The 17,095-nt window shown below is 33.1% G+C and carries 18 protein-coding genes and 2 tRNA genes; all 20 read left to right on the top strand.

Annotated features, from left to right (window positions below; genetic code table 11):
* Positions 1-1,026: a polysaccharide pyruvyl transferase CsaB gene (csaB, locus tag DTUR_RS07320; RefSeq protein WP_012583760.1), complete on the top strand. Its 1,026-nt coding sequence runs from the start codon at positions 1-3 to the stop codon at positions 1,024-1,026.
* Positions 1,014-1,754 carry a WecB/TagA/CpsF family glycosyltransferase gene (locus DTUR_RS07315; protein ID WP_012583759.1) on the top strand — a complete coding sequence of 247 codons (741 nt, stop codon included), beginning with the start codon at positions 1,014-1,016 and terminating at the stop codon, positions 1,752-1,754. The genes csaB and DTUR_RS07315 overlap by 13 nt, the downstream gene beginning before the upstream one ends.
* The gene (locus DTUR_RS07310) at positions 1,738-2,574 is read left to right on the top strand and encodes a YitT family protein (protein ID WP_012583758.1); all 837 of its coding nucleotides are present in this window, start codon (positions 1,738-1,740) and stop codon (positions 2,572-2,574) included. The genes DTUR_RS07315 and DTUR_RS07310 overlap by 17 nt, the downstream gene beginning before the upstream one ends.
* Positions 2,571-3,152, top strand: a complete 582-nt coding sequence (locus DTUR_RS07305; RefSeq protein WP_012583757.1) for a Maf family protein — start codon at positions 2,571-2,573, stop codon at positions 3,150-3,152. The genes DTUR_RS07310 and DTUR_RS07305 overlap by 4 nt, the downstream gene beginning before the upstream one ends.
* Positions 3,153-3,191: 39 nt before the next feature.
* On the top strand, positions 3,192-4,238 hold the full coding sequence (locus tag DTUR_RS07300; RefSeq protein ID WP_012583756.1) for a rod shape-determining protein: 1,047 nt from the start codon (positions 3,192-3,194) through the stop codon (positions 4,236-4,238).
* On the top strand, positions 4,156-5,025 hold the full coding sequence (gene mreC, locus DTUR_RS07295) for a rod shape-determining protein MreC (RefSeq protein WP_242603689.1): 870 nt from the start codon (positions 4,156-4,158) through the stop codon (positions 5,023-5,025). The genes DTUR_RS07300 and mreC overlap by 83 nt, the downstream gene beginning before the upstream one ends.
* Entirely contained in the window at positions 5,010-5,459 is a 450-nt protein-coding gene (locus DTUR_RS07290) for a hypothetical protein (protein ID WP_012583754.1), read from the top strand. The genes mreC and DTUR_RS07290 overlap by 16 nt, the downstream gene beginning before the upstream one ends.
* A complete protein-coding gene (gene mrdA, locus DTUR_RS07285) occupies positions 5,456-7,180 on the top strand; it encodes a penicillin-binding protein 2 (RefSeq protein ID WP_012583753.1) in 1,725 nt (574 codons plus the stop codon). Before DTUR_RS07290 ends, mrdA begins: the two co-directional genes overlap by 4 nt.
* Positions 7,177-7,785 (top strand): septum site-determining protein MinC, encoded by a 609-nt coding sequence (locus DTUR_RS07280; RefSeq protein ID WP_012583752.1) that lies wholly within the window; start codon positions 7,177-7,179, stop codon positions 7,783-7,785. The genes mrdA and DTUR_RS07280 overlap by 4 nt, the downstream gene beginning before the upstream one ends.
* Entirely contained in the window at positions 7,778-8,572 is a 795-nt protein-coding gene (minD, locus tag DTUR_RS07275) for a septum site-determining protein MinD (protein WP_012583751.1), read from the top strand. The genes DTUR_RS07280 and minD overlap by 8 nt, the downstream gene beginning before the upstream one ends.
* 12 nt (positions 8,573-8,584) lie before the next feature.
* Positions 8,585-8,827, top strand: coding sequence for a cell division topological specificity factor MinE (gene minE / locus DTUR_RS07270; protein WP_012583750.1), 243 nt, complete (start codon positions 8,585-8,587; stop codon positions 8,825-8,827).
* A 5-nt stretch (positions 8,828-8,832) separates the two neighbouring features.
* Positions 8,833-10,710: an ATP-dependent helicase gene (locus DTUR_RS07265; RefSeq protein WP_012583749.1), complete on the top strand. Its 1,878-nt coding sequence runs from the start codon at positions 8,833-8,835 to the stop codon at positions 10,708-10,710.
* Positions 10,711-10,742: 32 nt separating this feature from the next.
* Positions 10,743-10,817, top strand: a tRNA-Pro gene (locus DTUR_RS07260).
* A 10-nt stretch (positions 10,818-10,827) separates the two neighbouring features.
* Positions 10,828-10,904: transfer RNA gene (locus DTUR_RS07255), tRNA-Pro, on the top strand.
* Positions 10,905-10,914: 10 nt separating this feature from the next.
* Positions 10,915-11,187, top strand: a complete 273-nt coding sequence (locus DTUR_RS07250; protein ID WP_012583748.1) for an acylphosphatase — start codon at positions 10,915-10,917, stop codon at positions 11,185-11,187.
* A 6-nt stretch (positions 11,188-11,193) separates the two neighbouring features.
* Positions 11,194-12,051 (top strand): polyamine aminopropyltransferase, encoded by an 858-nt coding sequence (gene speE / locus DTUR_RS07245; protein ID WP_012583747.1) that lies wholly within the window; start codon positions 11,194-11,196, stop codon positions 12,049-12,051.
* Between the two features lie 5 nt (positions 12,052-12,056).
* Positions 12,057-12,719, top strand: a complete 663-nt coding sequence (locus DTUR_RS07240; protein ID WP_012583746.1) for a protein-L-isoaspartate(D-aspartate) O-methyltransferase — start codon at positions 12,057-12,059, stop codon at positions 12,717-12,719.
* On the top strand, positions 12,707-13,339 hold the full coding sequence (locus tag DTUR_RS07235; RefSeq protein WP_012583745.1) for a uracil-DNA glycosylase: 633 nt from the start codon (positions 12,707-12,709) through the stop codon (positions 13,337-13,339). The genes DTUR_RS07240 and DTUR_RS07235 overlap by 13 nt, the downstream gene beginning before the upstream one ends.
* 33 nt (positions 13,340-13,372) lie before the next feature.
* Positions 13,373-13,672, top strand: coding sequence for a hypothetical protein (locus tag DTUR_RS07230; RefSeq protein ID WP_012583744.1), 300 nt, complete (start codon positions 13,373-13,375; stop codon positions 13,670-13,672).
* Between the two features lie 23 nt (positions 13,673-13,695).
* Entirely contained in the window at positions 13,696-17,079 is a 3,384-nt protein-coding gene (locus DTUR_RS07225) for a DNA polymerase III subunit alpha (protein ID WP_012583743.1), read from the top strand.
* The last annotated feature ends 16 nt before the right edge of the window (positions 17,080-17,095 follow it).

The raw sequence follows: 17,095 nt of genomic DNA, 5'->3' as shown, positions 1-17,095 counted from the left end.
ATGCTGAAGCTACTCTTTTTTGGATATTATGGTGAAGGAAATTTAGGGGATGATCTTCTTTTAAAAAGTCTAATCACAGTCTTTGGAGATAAATATAATCTTGGGGTTTTAACAAATAGAAGTGATAGAAAACAGCAACAAAAAGGTATCAGAGAATTTTATAAGTTTTCTACTGATGTTTTCAAGGGTGTAAGATGGGCTGATGTGGTGGTAGGTGGGGGAGGGGGAATATTTCAGGATAAAACCAGTAGTAGATCTTTTTACTACTATATTTTTGTTTTGTTTTTATCTTTACTTTTTGGAAAAAGAGTTTATCTTCTTGGACAGAGTTTTTCTCCCTTAGAGAGTAAGATAAACGAGGTTTTCTTAAGAGTTTTTCTTAATAGAATTGAAAAGATATATGTGAGAGATTCTTTTTCAAAAGAGTATCTTGTGAAGTTGGGGGTTAAACCTGAGAAAATAGTTCTTTCTGCAGATTTGGTATTTTTGTTGGATTTTCCTTTTGAGTTAAAAAATAATAGTAGGGCAGTAGGAATAAGTCTCAGAGAGTGGAGAGGATTTAAGTTTGAAGAATTTAATCCTATTCTTGAAAATTTAATCCAGAAATACGGAGAATTTTATTTTTTTTCTTTTCAAGATAAAGACTCACAAATTTATGAACTTATAGAAAATGACTTTAAGTCAAAAATTAGGTTGATTAACCCCACTGACCTGGAATTTTTGAGTTATTTTTCATCCTGCAGATTGTTTATAGGAATGAGACTTCACAGTTGTATTTTAAGTGTGCTTTTAGGTATTCCCTTTATTGCTATATCCTATGATGAAAAAGTGGAGGCTTTTTGTTATGAAATAGATTGGAAATTTGTAATAAAAGACTTTTCACAGGATAAAATTTTATGTTATGTTAATGAAATAGAGGAGGATTATCAGTATTATAGGAATTATTTACTTTCAAAGAGGGAGAGTCTGAGAAAGAAAATTAGAGAGGATATACTTGATTTTGAGAGAGAAATATGCAGATTATAAAAATATTTGGCATCAAATTTAGTTCATATGATAATATGAATGAGTTTAGAAATCATATTAAAAACTTTTTAAGTACGGATAATTGTAAAAGTATTTTTACCCCAAATGCAGAGATGATTGCAAGAACTGTTGAGGATAAGAGTTTTAGAGAAGTTTTAAAAAGATCTGAAGTTAATTTACCAGATGGAGTTGGAATACTTCTCCTTGCTAAGAAGAAAGGAATTAGAATAAATAGATTTCCTGGAATTGAAGCGATGCTTGAAATTTTAAAGTTAGCAGAAGACTTAAAAATTCCTATATATTTTCTCGGAGCAAAAAAAGAAGTTGTTGAGAGTATGGTGAATAGAATTAAGATTCGATATCCTAACTTAGTGATTGCAGGATATAGGGATGGCTATTTTAAAAGGGAGGAAGAAGAAAATATTATTAGCGAAATCAATAATTCGGGTGCAAAAATATTATTCGTTGCTTTGGGATTTCCTAAGCAGGAGTTTTTTATTGATAAATATAAGGATAAATTGAAAGTGAATATAGCTATAGGGGTTGGAGGAAGTTTTGATGTTCTTTCTGGAAAAAAGAAAAGGGCTCCCAAAATAATAAGAGAGTTAAATTTGGAGTGGTTCTATAGGTTATTACAAGATCCAAAAAGAATATTAAGCAGATTTCCAAATCTTATAAGATTTATAAGATTTTATTTTAGGTATAAGGATCATGAAGAAGTTAATTAATTTTTTGGGTATTTCTTTTGGAGCTTTTCTTATAGCTTTAAGTATAGATATCTTTTTAGTACCCAATAAACTTGTTGGAGGGGGAGTTAGTGGTATTGCTATTATTTTATATCACATTTTTAAAACTCCTGTTGGAATCATGATGCTTCTTTTGAATATACCTATATTTTTACTTGGAATTAAAGTTCTTGGAATTCATTTTGGGATAAAGACTGTTTACGGCACTGTGATTCTTTCCTTATTTATTGATTTCCTAACCATCTTTAGACTTCCTCAAGTGAGAGATCCTATTCTTGCTACCGTTTATGGTGGTATTTTAGGAGGTATTGGTCTTGGAATTGTTTTTAAATATGGAGGGTCTACTGGGGGAACTGATATACTTGCTCAAGTTTTATCTCATTTTACAGGACTTAATCTTGGACAAGCTTTACTTATTATTGATGGTATGATTGTACTCTCTGCTGGTTTTATTTTTGATTTTGTTTTAGCGCTTTATGCTTTACTTGTAATCTTGATTCAAGGATATGCTATTGATTTGGTGCAACAAGGTTTATCTTATACTAAGGCAGCCTTGGTTTTTTCTGATAAACCCAGAGAGATTGGGGAAAGAATACTTAGAGATCTCGGAAGAGGAGTAACCATTTTTTACGGTAAAGGTATGTATACAGGAAAGGATAGAGAGATTTTATACTGTGTAGTGAGTCAATCGGAAGTTGCAAAACTAAAAGAGATTATTCATAATTGTGATCCGAAAGCTTTTGTGGTAATTTCTCCAGCCCATGAAGTATTAGGGGAGGGATTCAAATCTTTTCAAAGATGAGAAAAGAAATAATATTAGCATCTAATTCACCAAGAAGAATTTATTTATTAGGTCAAATAGGCATAGATTTCAAAGTAGTTTCGCCTAATGTTGAAGAGGAGGGTAATAGTGAGAGAAGGTCTCCTGTGGACATAGTTAAAAGTAATGCCCTTAAAAAGGTTCAAAAAGTTGCTGAAGAGTATAGAAATGCAATAATAATTGGGGCTGATACTGTAGTGGTACTTGATGGAGAAATTATAGGAAAACCTAAGGATGAGAGGGATGCCATAAGGATATTAAAGAGATTAAGAGATAGATATCACTTTGTCTTTTCAGGGGTTGCTGTTATGGAAACTCCTGAGGAGAAAGTACTAACTTCTGTAGTAAGAAGTAAGGTTAAGATGAGAGATTACTCTGATGAAGAGATTGAAAGGTACGTAGCTACAGGGGAACCTATGGATAAAGCAGGTGCTTATGGAATTCAGGGGAAAGGAGCTTTGCTCGTTGAAAAAATAGAGGGCGATTACTATAATATAGTTGGATTGCCTTTGGTAAGGCTAAATTCTCTTTTGAATAGATTTGGATATAGCCTTTTATAATAAATTAAAAAAATCCTAAAATGGAAAGAAGGAGGAGTTATGGCATTTAACTTTTTATCAGGGCTTTTTTCAAAAGATCTAGGAATTGATCTTGGAACTGCTAATACAGTAGTATATGTGAGAGGAAAAGGAATTGTTGCTTTTGAACCTTCAATGGTTGCTATAAGAAGAAGCGATAAGAAGGTTGTCGCAGTAGGGGAAGAAGCAAAGAGAATGCTTGGAAGAACCCCAGAAGAGATAATAACTATAAGACCTTTAAAAGATGGTGTTATAGCTGATTTTGATGCAGCAGAAAAGATGATACGTTATTTTATCGATAAAGTACATAATAAAAGAGATTTCTTAGTAAGTCCTAGGATGGTCATAGGTATCCCTTCAGGTACTACACCTGTAGAGAGAAGGGCTGTTATTGACACGGCTTATTCTGCTGGAGCAAGAGATGTACTACTGGTCACTGAGCCTATAGCCAGTGCTCTTGGCGCAGATCTTCCTATCTGGGAGCCTTCTGGGAATATTATTGTAGATATTGGTGGTGGTACTACGGAAATAGCAGTGATTTCTTTGGGAGGAATAGTGGTAAGTACATCAATAAAGGTTGCTGGAGACGAGATGGACGAAGCAATAATTCATTATATTAAAAAGAAGTACAATCTTTTCATCGGAGAACGTACTGCTGAGGAGATTAAAATTAAACTCGGAAATGTTGCTTTTGGAGAAGAAAAGAAGGAGTATATAGAGGTAAAGGGTAGAGATCTTCTGACAGGTGTTCCAAGAAACGTGGAACTTAGTTCTGAAGAGATAAGGGATGCTTTAAAAGATACTGTTGACATTATTGTGGAGTCAATAAGAGAAACTCTTGAAAAGACTCCACCAGAACTTGCTGCAGATATAATTGATAAAGGTATAGTCCTTGCAGGTGGAGGAGCACTTTTGAGAGGATTAGATACTTATATTTCTGAACAGATAGGTGTTTCAACCATAGTAGCAGAGGAGCCTCTTCTTTGTGTGGTTAAGGGTACAGGAAAAATCATTGAAGAATTTGAAAGATATAAACAAGTACTTTCTAATGCATCGGAAAATTATTGATGGAAAAAATAAAAATATATGGAGGATAATTCTATTTTTGCTCTTTTTAACCATAATTCTATGGTCTGCTGGTTATTTGGAAAGTATAGCCTTTAGAATACAATACTCTTTTAATCGTTTTTTTTATAATCTTCAAAGAACTTTTGACGATATTAAGTCATACATAACTATGACAGAAAGTTTACAAAAAGAGATTGCAGAATTACAAACAGAAATACTCAGTTTATACAAGGAAAATCAAAATTTGAAGCTAATTTTAGAAAATATAAAGAAAAGAGAAGATTATATCCCTTGGTTAAAAGACTTGGCAGATAAAAATATAGAGATAATCTATGCGGATATTGTAGGAAGAGATCCTATTAAATGGAATTTAGAATTAAAAGTAAATAAAGGGTATTTGGATAAGGTGAAGGTAGGAATGCCTGTTTTATACAAAGATCAAGTGGTTGGTAGAGTTGTAAGGACCGAAAAGCATTATTCAATAGTTAGGACCATATATGATCCTAACTTTGTACTTGGAGTCACTGTTTTAGAGACTAAGGATCAAGGAATATTAAGAGGGGGATACGACCATATGGAGATGGCTTATCTTTTCTCTGATCACGGTATAAAAGAAGGAAATACAATAATAACGTCTGGAACAGAGGATAACATTCCTTATGGGCTTAAGATTGGGTACATTGCTGATTTAAAAGAAAAAGCAATATTCTCTTTTTCAAATATGAAAATTTTGCCCTTTGAGGATATTTCTAATATCGAGGGAGTTGCGATTTGCGTAAAGTTTTAATTTTTGTTTTTGCATTTTTGATAGGAATATTGCAAACCCAAATAAGAGTTTTAGGTGTTGTTCCTGATTTTTTAGTGATATTTTTTGTTTTTTTAGTTTTTAAGAAAAAATACTTTCAAGGAATTTCCTTGATTTTTATCTTAATCTCAAGGATGTTTTCCTCAGCCCCTGTGGTAGGAATAGTGCTATATTGGGCAATCATGGAAGTAATAATAGGCATATGGAGAAGAAGTTTCATCTATATACATAAGAGTGCCTCTTTTTTTCTGGTAATAAGCTTAAGTGTTTATTCTTTTATCTTTTGGAGAACAGGTTATAGAGTTGATGTTAATTACTGGCTGAATTTTTTAAAATATTTGAGTATTAATCTTTTATTTTTTATTCCTCTTTATTTTCTAATTCCTGAGATATATTCTAATGAAGAAAAAGAATGAGTAGGGAATTAATTTTCAAAAGAATCATAGAACTCTGTTTGGTAATAATCTTGTTACGGTTTTTCTATTTGCAAGTTTATAACAAGGATTTTTATGTGGATCTTTCCCAAAGAAATTATTTAAAATCAATGGTGCTTCCTGCTCCTAGAGGTTTAATTTATGATAGGAATAATAATGTGTTAGCGGAGAATAAAATAGTTTATTCTGTATATTTAATTCCTCCTTATAAGTTTGACAAAGAAAAAGTAAAAAACTTAGCAGAGATATTAGGGCTCAAGATGGAAGATCTCCAAAAAATTTATTCTAAAATATCACCTTATATGCCAGCTTATTTGTTAAAAAGAAAACTTACCCCAAAGGAAATTATTTTATTAGAGGTAAGTCGAGATTACCTTCCTTCCTTTACCATAAATATGGAGTTTGATAGATTTTATCCATATGGAAGTATAGCTTCTCATATAATCGGTTATATGGGAGAGGTTAGTAAAGACGAATTAGAAAATGAAGAATTAGATTATTCCTTAGGAGAAAAGAGTGGAAAATATGGTTTAGAGGCGAGTTATGAAAAAATATTAAGGGGTAAAAAGGGTTTTAGAGGGATTTCTTTGTATGCTTATAGAGAGAAAAAGATTATTACTGCCCAAAAAGATCCTATTCCAGGTAGGTCAATAGTATCAACTATTGATATTGAACTTCAAAAAGTTGCAGAAGAGGCATTAGGAGAAGAGAAAGGAGTAGTTATTGTTTCTAATCCTTGGACTGGAGAGATATTGGCTCTTGTTAGTCATCCCTCTTTTGATCCTAACAAATTTATTGAAGGTTTTACTAAGAAAGAATGGGAAGAATTAATTAAAAATCCTGATAATCCTTTAAATAATCGTGCTATTTCCTCTCTTTATCCTCCGGGTTCAATCTTTAAACTTGTAGTTGCTCTTTCTGCTCTTGAAAATAATAAAGTTTCTTCAGAAGATAGATTTTATTGTCCTGGGGAGTATAAGATAGGTAAATATACATTTAGGTGTTGGAAAAAAGGAGGACATGGTCATTTAGATTTCATTGAGGGAATAGCTCAGTCTTGTAATGTTGTATTTTTTAATGTAGGGTTAAGGATTGGAGATAAAAGCATTGAAGATTATGCTAAAAGGTTTTTTTTGGATTCTAAGACTGGTATTGATATACCTGGAGAGCTAAAGGGATTTATTCCTTCTAGGGAATGGAAGATGGAAAGATTGAGAGAACCATGGTATCCTGGAGATACCCTTAATCTTTCTATTGGTCAAGGATATATTCTTGTTACGCCTATGGAGATACATGCTATGATGAGTATGATTGCTACAGAAGGGATTTTATATAAACCTCATTTGGTCTCTAAAATTATAGGGATGGATGGTAAAGAAGAAGTTATTAACCCTGAAGTGGTAGGGAAGGTAAGTATAAGCCAAAATTCTTGGGCAGTATTGAAAAAGGGTATGAAAAAAGTAGTTGATGAGGGAACAGGTTTGGCAACTCGTATACCTGGAGTTAATATATCTGGAAAGACTGGGACCGCAGAAAATCCTCATGGGGAAAGTCATGCGTGGTTCTCCTGTTTTTTTCCTTCAGAAAATCCTCAATATGTGGTTACGGTATTTGTGGAACATGGTAAAAGTGGTGGTGGTAGAGCAGCTCCTATAGCTAAAAAGGTAATAGAATACATAGTCAAAGGGGGAGTTAAAAATTGAGTAAAATATCTTTTAAAGGTGATTTAAAAGAAGGAATAAAAATTATTATTGATCCTAATCTTAATTGGGATGAGATAAGAAATTTGATCGTCGATGAAATAAAAAGCAAGGAAGGTTTTTTGAAAGGAAGTAGTATATATGTGGATTTTCAAGGTAAGGACATAAAAGATGAAGATTGGCAGGAATTCCGGAAGGAAATCTATGAAAAATATGGTATAATGCTAAGCAAAGAACTATATAGGTTAAGGATTTCAAATTCTAACAATGCTAAGATAGTCTTAGGTCCTATAAGAAGTGGTAAATCTTTAAATGTAAAAGATAATTTACTTGTTATAGGAGATGTTAATTCAGGATCAGAAATAATTTGCAATAAAAATGTTTTTGTGTTGGGAAAGGTTAGAGGCTCTATCTGGGCAGGATATGAGAATAATGATAAGGCAACTATTTTTGCTCTCGAACTTGAACCTGAAAAAATACAGATAGCAAGGTATATATTAGATTTATCTAAAATTAAAAAGGAAAAAACTGGAGTTGGTTATTGGGTCTATGTAGAGAATGGAGAGGTAAAATTAAATAGATATTCAGGGGGTAAAAAGAATGGGTAAAGCTATTGTAATAACTTCAGGAAAGGGTGGTGTGGGAAAGACAACAGCTGTAGCGAATATTGGTACTGGTCTTGCAATGAGGGGGTTTAAAACAGTTCTTGTGGATACCGATATTGGACTGAGAAATTTAGATCTTCTTCTCGGACTTGAAAACAGAATAGTCTATAATCTTGTAGATGTGGTAGAAGGAAAATGCAATTTAAAACAGGCTCTTGTGAGGGATAAAAGATTAAATAATCTTTATCTTTTACCTGCAGCTCAGACCAAAGAAAAAGAGTCAGTAACAATAGAACAAATGAGAGCGCTCATAAACGATCTCAAAAAGGATTTTGATTTTGTGTTGATTGATTCTCCTGCTGGAATAGAACATGGATTTAGATCTGCTATATCAGGAGCTGACGAGGCAATAGTGATTACTACTCCGGAAGTTTCTTCGGTTAGAGATGCTGATAGGGTTATTGGTCTGCTTGAGGCTAATGGTTTTGAAAATCTGAGTCTTATTGTCAATAGAGTAAGATTTGATATGGTAAAAAATGGAGATATGCTTGGGGTTGATGATCTTTTAGAAATCCTGTCTATCGAACTTCTGGGTATTGTGCCCGAAGATGAAAATTTAATAATTAGTGTAAATAAGGGAGAACCTATAATATACAATTCTGATAAGTGTAAGGCAGGACTTGCTTTTAGTCTCATAGTAAAGAGACTTCTTGGAGAAGATGTATCTTGGGATGAACTTGAGAAAGGTGAGTCTTTTTTAGAAAGAATCTTTAAATTTTTAAGAGGGTAAGAGGAGGGGAAGATGCTATTAAATACAATTTGGGGAAGGAAAATTACTTCTAAAGATGTTGCAAAAGAAAGGCTTCAAGTAGTTTTAGTTTATGATAGAGCTAAGATTGAACCTCAGCTTGTAGAGAAGTTGAAAGAAGATCTTGTAAATACAGTTTCAAAATATTTAACTTTTGATTCAAATAATATAAAAATAGAATTATCAAGTGAAGACAATAAATCAATTCTTAGAATTGACATACCCTTAAAAGATTAAAGATTATGGATTTTCTTAACGAGTTAAATAAAGAGCAATTAGAGGCTGTTTTTGAGATAGAAAGACCTGTTCTAATCTTAGCAGGTGCTGGTTCTGGAAAAACCAGAGTTATTACCTATAAGATAGCTTATTTGATAAAAAATAATTTTGCTAAGCCCGAAAATATTGTTGCACTGACTTTTACAAATAAAGCAGCAGAGGAAATGAAGCGAAGAATAGATAACCTGTTAGGGGTGAAGAATGTAGATAAAGTTTGGGCAGGTACTTTTCATGGATTTGGCTTGTATCTCCTTAAAAATTTTGGTAGATATTGGAATCTATGTCCTAATTTTGTAATCTATGATGAGAATGATCAGGAAGATTTGATAAAAGATATTTTAAAAGATCTAAATAGATCAAAAGAATATAGTGCAAGAGACATAAAGGAAAAGATATCCCGATTAAAGGATCAGTTGATTACTCCCCAAGAATTTTCTAATATTATTTCTAATTCTTTTGATGAAATAGTTTTAGAAGTGTATAAAAAGTATGAGAAAGAATTAAGAAAAAATAATGCTCTGGATTTTGCTGATTTACTCTTATATTCTATAAATTTGCTTTATGAGAAGCCAGCTATATGTGGCTTTTTACAAGATAAGATTGAATATGTGTTGGTGGATGAGTATCAAGATACTAATAAAGCCCAGTATGAACTATTTAAAATAATTGTCCTTGATAAGCAAAAATTTTCAGTAGTAGGAGATGACGACCAAAGCATATATAGCTTTAGAGGTGCAGATTATCAGAATATATTTAAACTTGAAAAGGATTTTAAAAATTTAAAGATTATTTTTCTGACCAAAAATTACAGGTCGACTCAGCAGATACTTGAAATTGCAAATGCTCTTATTGCTAATAATGATAAGCGATATCCAAAAGAGTTGTGGAGTGATAAAAGAGATGGTACTTATCCCATACTTTTTAGGGCACTAAACGAAGAGGATGAGGCTAATTTTGTTATACGTCAAATAAGGCTTGAGTTAGCAAAAGGGAGGAAATTGTCTGAAATAGCTATACTGTATAGGACTAATCGTCAATCAAGGCCTTTCGAGGAAGCCTTGATAAGAAATAATATACCCTATAAAGTAATAGGAGGACTGAGTTTTTTTGATAGAAAAGAAGTAAAGGACATAGTAGCCTATTTAAATATAATTTACAATCCCAACGATTTAATAAGCTTAAAGAGAATAATTAATGTTCCAAAAAGAGGAATAGGCGAAGCTACTTTTAATATGATAAGAGAATACTATAACAAAGGCTACTCTTTGTTGGAGGCAATAGGAGAAGTTTCAAGAATTAAGAGAGAAGTTAAATCTTTTTACGATCTTTGGAAGTATTTCTTGGATTTAAAAAGTAGTTTGAATATAAGAGAGCTAATTGCTACTATTATTGACAAGACCAATTATTTATCAGAGTTTCAGAACCAAGGAAAAGAGGAATTAACAATTAGAATGGACAATCTAATGGAACTGATGGATTTTGCAGATAATTTTCCAGGTAAAACACAAGATACCTTAGGAGATTTTCTAAGTCATCTGAGTTTGACTAGTAGTAAACTTGAAAGTAGTTTAGAAGAAGGAAAGGTATCACTAATAACTCTTCATAGTGTGAAGGGGTTGGAATTTGAAGTAGTCTTCCTAGTTGGTATGGAAGAAGGTCTATTACCCCATTACAACGCAGCTACAAGGGAAGAAATACAGGAAGAAAGAAGGTTGTGTTATGTAGGAATAACAAGAGCAAAAGAAAAACTTTATCTTTCTTATGCTGTAAAGAGATATAATAGATATCAAGAACCCTCAAGATTTATTGAGGAGATTAGTCATCTTTTAAGTGTTAAAAAATAGATAATTTATGGTATAATATCTCCAGAAAGAGTCGGGGCGTAGCGCAGGGGAAGCGCGTCCGTTTGGGGTGCGGAAGGTCGCTGGTTCGAGTCCAGTCGCCCCGACCACTTTTTTAATCGGGGCGTAGCGCAGTTGGCTAGCGCGCCTGCTTCGGGAGTAGGAGGTCGCTGGTTCAAGTCCAGTCGCCCCGACCACTTCTAAGCAATGAAAAAGTATATCCATGCTTATATTTCAGGGATAGTCCAAGGAGTTGGATTTAGATATTTTGCCTATAAATGGGCAAAAAGATTAGGTATTTCTGGGTATGTGAGAAACCTAAGAGATGGAAGAGTAGAAGTTGAGGCTGAAGGAGAAGAAGATGTTCTGAGAGAATTTATTAAAAAATTAGAGGAGGGTCCTTTAGGAGCGGTAGTTGAAAGAGTTGAAGTTATCTGGGGAGAATGTAAAAATATATTTATGGACTTTGAAATAAGGTGAGAAAAAATGTATGATTACGAATGGTATGTGGATTTGGTTGCAGAAGATCAATTGCACTGTTATAAGATAGAAGAAGTCATAGTAGATTTAGTATCTCCTTATCAAAGGATACAAATTATTAAGAATCCTACTTATGGTAAATGCTTAATAATAGATGGTAAAATGCAATCTACTGAAAAGGATGAGTTTATTTATCATGAGGTCCTTATTCATCCTGCCTTAATATTACATCCTAATCCTCAAAAGGTTCTTGTTATAGGGGCTGGAGAGGGAGCAACCTTAAGAGAGTTATTAAAGTATGAGAATGTAAACATTACAGCTATAGAGATAGATCCTAACATGGTAGATTTTGCTGAAAAATACCTCTGGGAATGGCATCAAGGAGCTTTTAGGAACGAAAGGGTGAAGTTAATTTTTGAGGATGGTTGGAATTTTGTTAGAGATACCTGTGAAAAATTTGATATAGTAGTCCTTGATTTACCAGAGCCTTATCCTGATACCCCAGCCTATAGATTATATACCGAAGAATTTTATAAGATGATTTATCATATCCTTAACCCTTCAGGAATAGTAGTTACTCAGGCTGAAACTGTTCAGCTAGGGCAGGAATATAAACATTTTAACATTAAAAAGAATTTTTCTGCAGTTTTTAAGAGTTCTCACTCTTATCAAACTTTTATTCCCTCTTTTGATGGAAGTTGGGGTTTCCTTATAGGTTCAAGAGATGAGTTAAATCCTTTTAAGCCTGTAGAAGTTATTAATGAATTGATTGGTAAAAAAATAAAAGGTGAATTAAAATATTACGATGGAGAGACCCATAATCATCTTTTTCATTTGCCTAAGTATCTAAGAAAATTGATCTAAAAGCCTTGAGTTTTAAAGATTTTGATGCTCCAAAATATAAATATAAAAGAAAAAGTTTAGTTGAGATTTTAAAAAATGAGGGTATAAAATCTCAAAAAGTGTTAGATGCTATTCTTAAAGTACCAAGGCATATCTTTGTTCCTTCTGAATATTTGGATCTTGCCTATGAGAACGAAGCTTTACCTATAGGATATGAACAAACTATTTCTCAACCTTATATTGTGGCTTTAATGACAGAAGCCTTAGATCTTAAAGGTGATGAGAAGGTTTTAGAGATAGGAACAGGATCTGGATATCAGACTGCTATACTTGCAGAACTAGCTAAGGAGGTTTATACCATAGAAAGGATAAGAGAATTATCTGAAGAAGCAAAGAAAAGAATAAAACTATTAGGGTATAGTAATGTTTATTTCAAAGTGGGAGATGGGACCTTAGGATGGGAGGAATTTTCCCCTTATGATAGAATTATAGTTACGGCTGCTTCTTATGATATTCCGAATCCTTTAAAAGAACAGCTGAAAGATGGAGGAGTGATGGTTATACCTATAGGAGGAAGAGATTTTCAGTATTTGTATAAAATAACAAAAAAAAATGGAAATTTTTATAGAGAAAATTTAGGTGGGGTGAGATTTGTTCCTTTGAAAGGAGAATATGGATGGAAAGATTAAATAAAGTGGGTAAGCTTGAAATTTTAAGAAGAGAGGCAGAGGGTTGTAGAAATTGTTCCTTGTGGCAGGAAAGGACTAACTTAGTTTTTGGAGAAGGTAATCCAGATGCTTTTATAATGTTTGTAGGAGAAGCTCCAGGTTTTCATGAAGATCAACAAGGAAAACCTTTTGTAGGAGCAGCTGGAAAACTTCTTACAGAGCTCATAGAATCCATAGGACTTAAGAGAGAAGATGTATATATAGCCAACGTCTTGAAATGTCGTCCTCCTAATAATCGAGAACCTCTTCCTGAAGAGATAAGAGTATGTTTTCCCTTCTTGAGACAGCAAATTGAGATTATAAATCCCAAAATTATATGTACCTTAGGTAGGTATGCTGCTTATGCCATATTAGGACATTCTGTAAATATTTCTACGTCTCATGGAAAGGATTATTACGTGGATGGAAGAAGAGTTTTTGTTACTTATCATCCTGCAGCAGCTCTTTATCATGGTAAACTTCTTGAAAATATTAAAAAGGACTTTGAAAAACTAAAAGAATTATATGAAGCAGTGTTAAAGTCAGAAAAAGAGCAGAATTTACCTAATAAAAAGGAGAAAGAACAGCTTTCTTTCTGGTAGACAATTAAAAACTTGTGAAAGGGGATGATTATCATGGATAAGGAATCCATATTAAAGGGATTAGATGGTTTTTCGAAATTGGCAAAGCAGGATATGTTAATGAGTGTTCATACTGAAAATCCTGAATATTGGAGAAAAAATGCCGAAGCAAGACATGATAAATATAAAGAGTTATATAAGTTAGTGGAAGAGGTAGGCTTAGATATGGCTATTGAGAAGACTATTGAGGAGTATAAAAGTCTCAAGGAGGAAAATGATCCCGTAGCAAGGGGTAAAAAAAGAGCTTTAGAAAGTTTTTTTGTCTTAGTAGGAATAGATCCATCTCAACTATAAATTTTGGTTTAGGTGATTAATACATGAGTTTTGTGCATTTGCATGTGCACACAGAGTATAGTTTGCTCGATGGGGCTTGTCGTATTGATGAATTAATAGACCAAGCTGTTGCTTTTAATATGCCTGCTGTAGCTATTACTGATCATGGAGTAATGTATGGAGTTGTAGATTTTTATAAGAAGGCCATAGAGAAAGGAATAAAACCTATTATTGGATGTGAGGTATATGTGGCTCCAGCTTCAAGATTTGATAAAAAACAAAGGACTGATCTTTTTCATTTAATTCTTCTTGCAAAGGACTTTGAAGGTTATAAAAATTTAATAAAGTTAGTGAGCTTATCTTTTTTAGAGGGATTCTATTATAAACCGAGGGTGGATAAGGATTTATTGAGACAATATTCCAAAGGGCTTGTTGCTTTATCAAGTTGTTTAGCTGGTGAAATACCAACTTACATTTTACAAAACAATATAGAGAGGGCAAAAAATGCAATAAAAGAGTACTTAGATATTTTTGGAGAGGATTTCTACTTAGAATTGCAGAATAATGGGATGGAGGAGCAAGAATATGTAAACAATTACTTAATTAGGCTTGCTAAAGAATTTAATGTTCCTCTCGTGGCAACCAATGATGTTCATTATCTTAGAAAAGAAGACGCAGAGATTCACGATATACTCCTCTGTATACAGACAGGATCTAAGTTGAATGATAAAGATAGATTAAGATTTAAAACTAACGAATTTTATTTTAAGTCTCCTGATGAGATGATAAACCTATTTAAGGATGTGCCTGAAGCTATAGAGAATACTTTTAAAATTGCTGAAAGATGCAATGTAGAAATTCCCCTTAACAATATCATCCTTCCTGTATTTGAAGTTCCAGAAGGCGAAACCTTAGATTCTTATTTTGAGAAGTTATGCTGGGAAGGTGCAAAGAAGAGGTTTGGAGAAAATATTCCTCAGGAGATTAAAGAGAGATTATCTTATGAGATCTCAGTTATAAAACAAATGGGGTTTTCAGGTTATTTCTTAATTGTTCAGGACTTTGTTAATTATGCAAAAAGTAAAGGTATTCCTGTGGGACCTGGGAGAGGATCAGCAGCTGGCTCCTTGGTTTCTTATGTTTTAGGTATAACTAATATAGAACCTACAAGATGGGGTTTAATCTTTGAAAGGTTTTTAAATCCTGAAAGGGTAACGATGCCAGATATAGATATTGATTTCTGTTTTGAGAGAAGAGAAGAGGTTATTGAATATGTTAGAAATAAATACGGAAGGGAACATGTAGCTCAAATTATAACCTTTGGAACTATGGCTGCAAGAGCTTCTGTAAGGGATGTGGGTAGAGTTCTTGATGTACCTTATAATGAGGTAGATAGAATAGCAAAACTCATACCTCCAAATACTAGTATTGAAGAGGCTTTAAGCACTTCAGAAGAGTTAAGAAATTTGGTAGAAAGCAATCCACAAGCTAAAAGAATCATAGAAATTGCGAAGAGGATAGAAGGTAATGCAAGGCATGCATCAATTCATGCTGCAGGAATAGTAATTTCTAAGGATCCTTTAATGGAATACGTTCCTTTGCAAGTTATGAACGGTAATGATGTGGTAACTCAGTTTCCTATGACTAATTTAGAAGAATTAGGACTTTTAAAGATGGACTTTTTAGGGCTAAGAACTCTTACTGTAATTTACGATACTGTTAAGAAAATTAAAGAAAATTATGGTATTGAAATAGATATCAGTAATATTTCTCTAACTGATGAAAAAGTATACGAGCTTTTGCAAAAAGGAGACACTATTGGAGTTTTCCAGTTAGAAAGTAGGGGTATGAGAAATCTTCTAAGGGATATTAAACCTGAAAAATTTGAAGATCTTATAGCAGTTCTTGCCTTGTATAGGCCTGGTCCTCTTGGTAGATTGGAGAGTTATATAAAAAGAAAAAGGGGGGAAGAAAAGGTTGAATATATGCATCCTGCATTAGAACCAATACTATCTGAGACTTATGGAGTAATAATTTATCAGGAGCAAGTTATGGAGATTGCTCATAAACTTGCAGGATTTACTTTGGGTCAAGCAGATGTTTTGAGAAGAGCAATGGGTAAGAAAAAGCCAGAGGTTATGGAGGAACAGAGAGGGATTTTTGTAAAAGGGGCTGTAGAAAGAGGAATACCAGAAGAGGTAGCAGTAGAAATTTTTGAGGATATGGCAAAATTTGCAGAATATGGTTTCAACAAATCTCACAGCGCAGCTTATGCCTTTGTCTCTTTTCAGACAGCTTATTTAAAAGTTTATTATCCCAAGGAATATATGGCATCACTCCTTACGAGCGTTAAAAACAATACTACTAAGCTAAGTAAATATATAGCTGAGGCTAAAAGAATAGGTATAAAGATATTGCCTCCAGATATTAATGAAAGTATGGTAGATTTTACAGTTACCCCACAAGGGATAAGATTTGGCTTATCAGCTATTAAGAATGTAGGAGAGAATGTGGCAGAAGCTATAGTGGAGGAAAGAGAGAAAGGTAAATTCAAGTCTATCTTTGATTTTATAAAAAGATTGAGTTCAAAGGTCATTAACAAAAGGACTTTGGAAAGTCTCATAAAGAGTGGAGCTTTTGATAGTTTTGGATATAGTAGGAGGGCGCTTTTGGCTAATATAGATAAGATTCTTGAATCTGCTCAAGTGATAAAGAAAGCTCACGTAGGGCAGGTTTCTCTTATTGATTTAGAGGCTCTACCTCAAGATGAGTTTATAAATAATATGCCTGAATTTTCTATAGATGAAATTCTTGACATGGAAAAAGAAATGTTAGGATTTTATGTATCTTATGATCCTCAAGAGGAATTGAGGAAACTTTCAGAGAAACTCTTTGATTATACCATTGATGATCTCCTCGAAATAGAATCTGGTTCTCAGGTGGTTGTTCCAGGTATCTTGAAAAATGTGAGAGAAGTTATTGATAGAAAGAATCAAAAAATGCTTTTTGCTACCCTCGAAGATTTTACTGGAGAGGCGGAAATTACTGTGTTTTCCAGTGTATATAGTAATCATAAGGATATTCTAAGAGAAGGTAAAAAAGTAATTATTAGTGGAAGATTAGAAGTTGATAAGGATGAGTCTGAAGAGAGAATAAAAATAATTGTGGATCAGGTAGGAGATTTAGAGGGAAATATTTTGCTGATTCAATTGGATAACAGAATTGGTTATGAAGTACTATTTAGAATAAAGGAAATTTTGAAAAATAAGAAAGGACTTGTTCCTGTAATCATAAGGTTTGATGAGAATGCTATTCTTACAGCTCCAGATTTTTGGATTACTTATGATGAAGAACTTAAGAAAAATTTAGATAATCTTAAGAAATATGGGATCGAATGTAAACTTGAAAGTATGCAAAAACTTTTGTGATTTATGGTAAAATAAT

It is taken from the genome of Dictyoglomus turgidum DSM 6724, assembly GCF_000021645.1.
In the GTDB taxonomy this organism is placed as follows: Bacteria; Dictyoglomota; Dictyoglomia; order Dictyoglomales; family Dictyoglomaceae; genus Dictyoglomus; species Dictyoglomus turgidum.
This window is presented reverse-complemented; position numbering and strand designations above follow the sequence as displayed.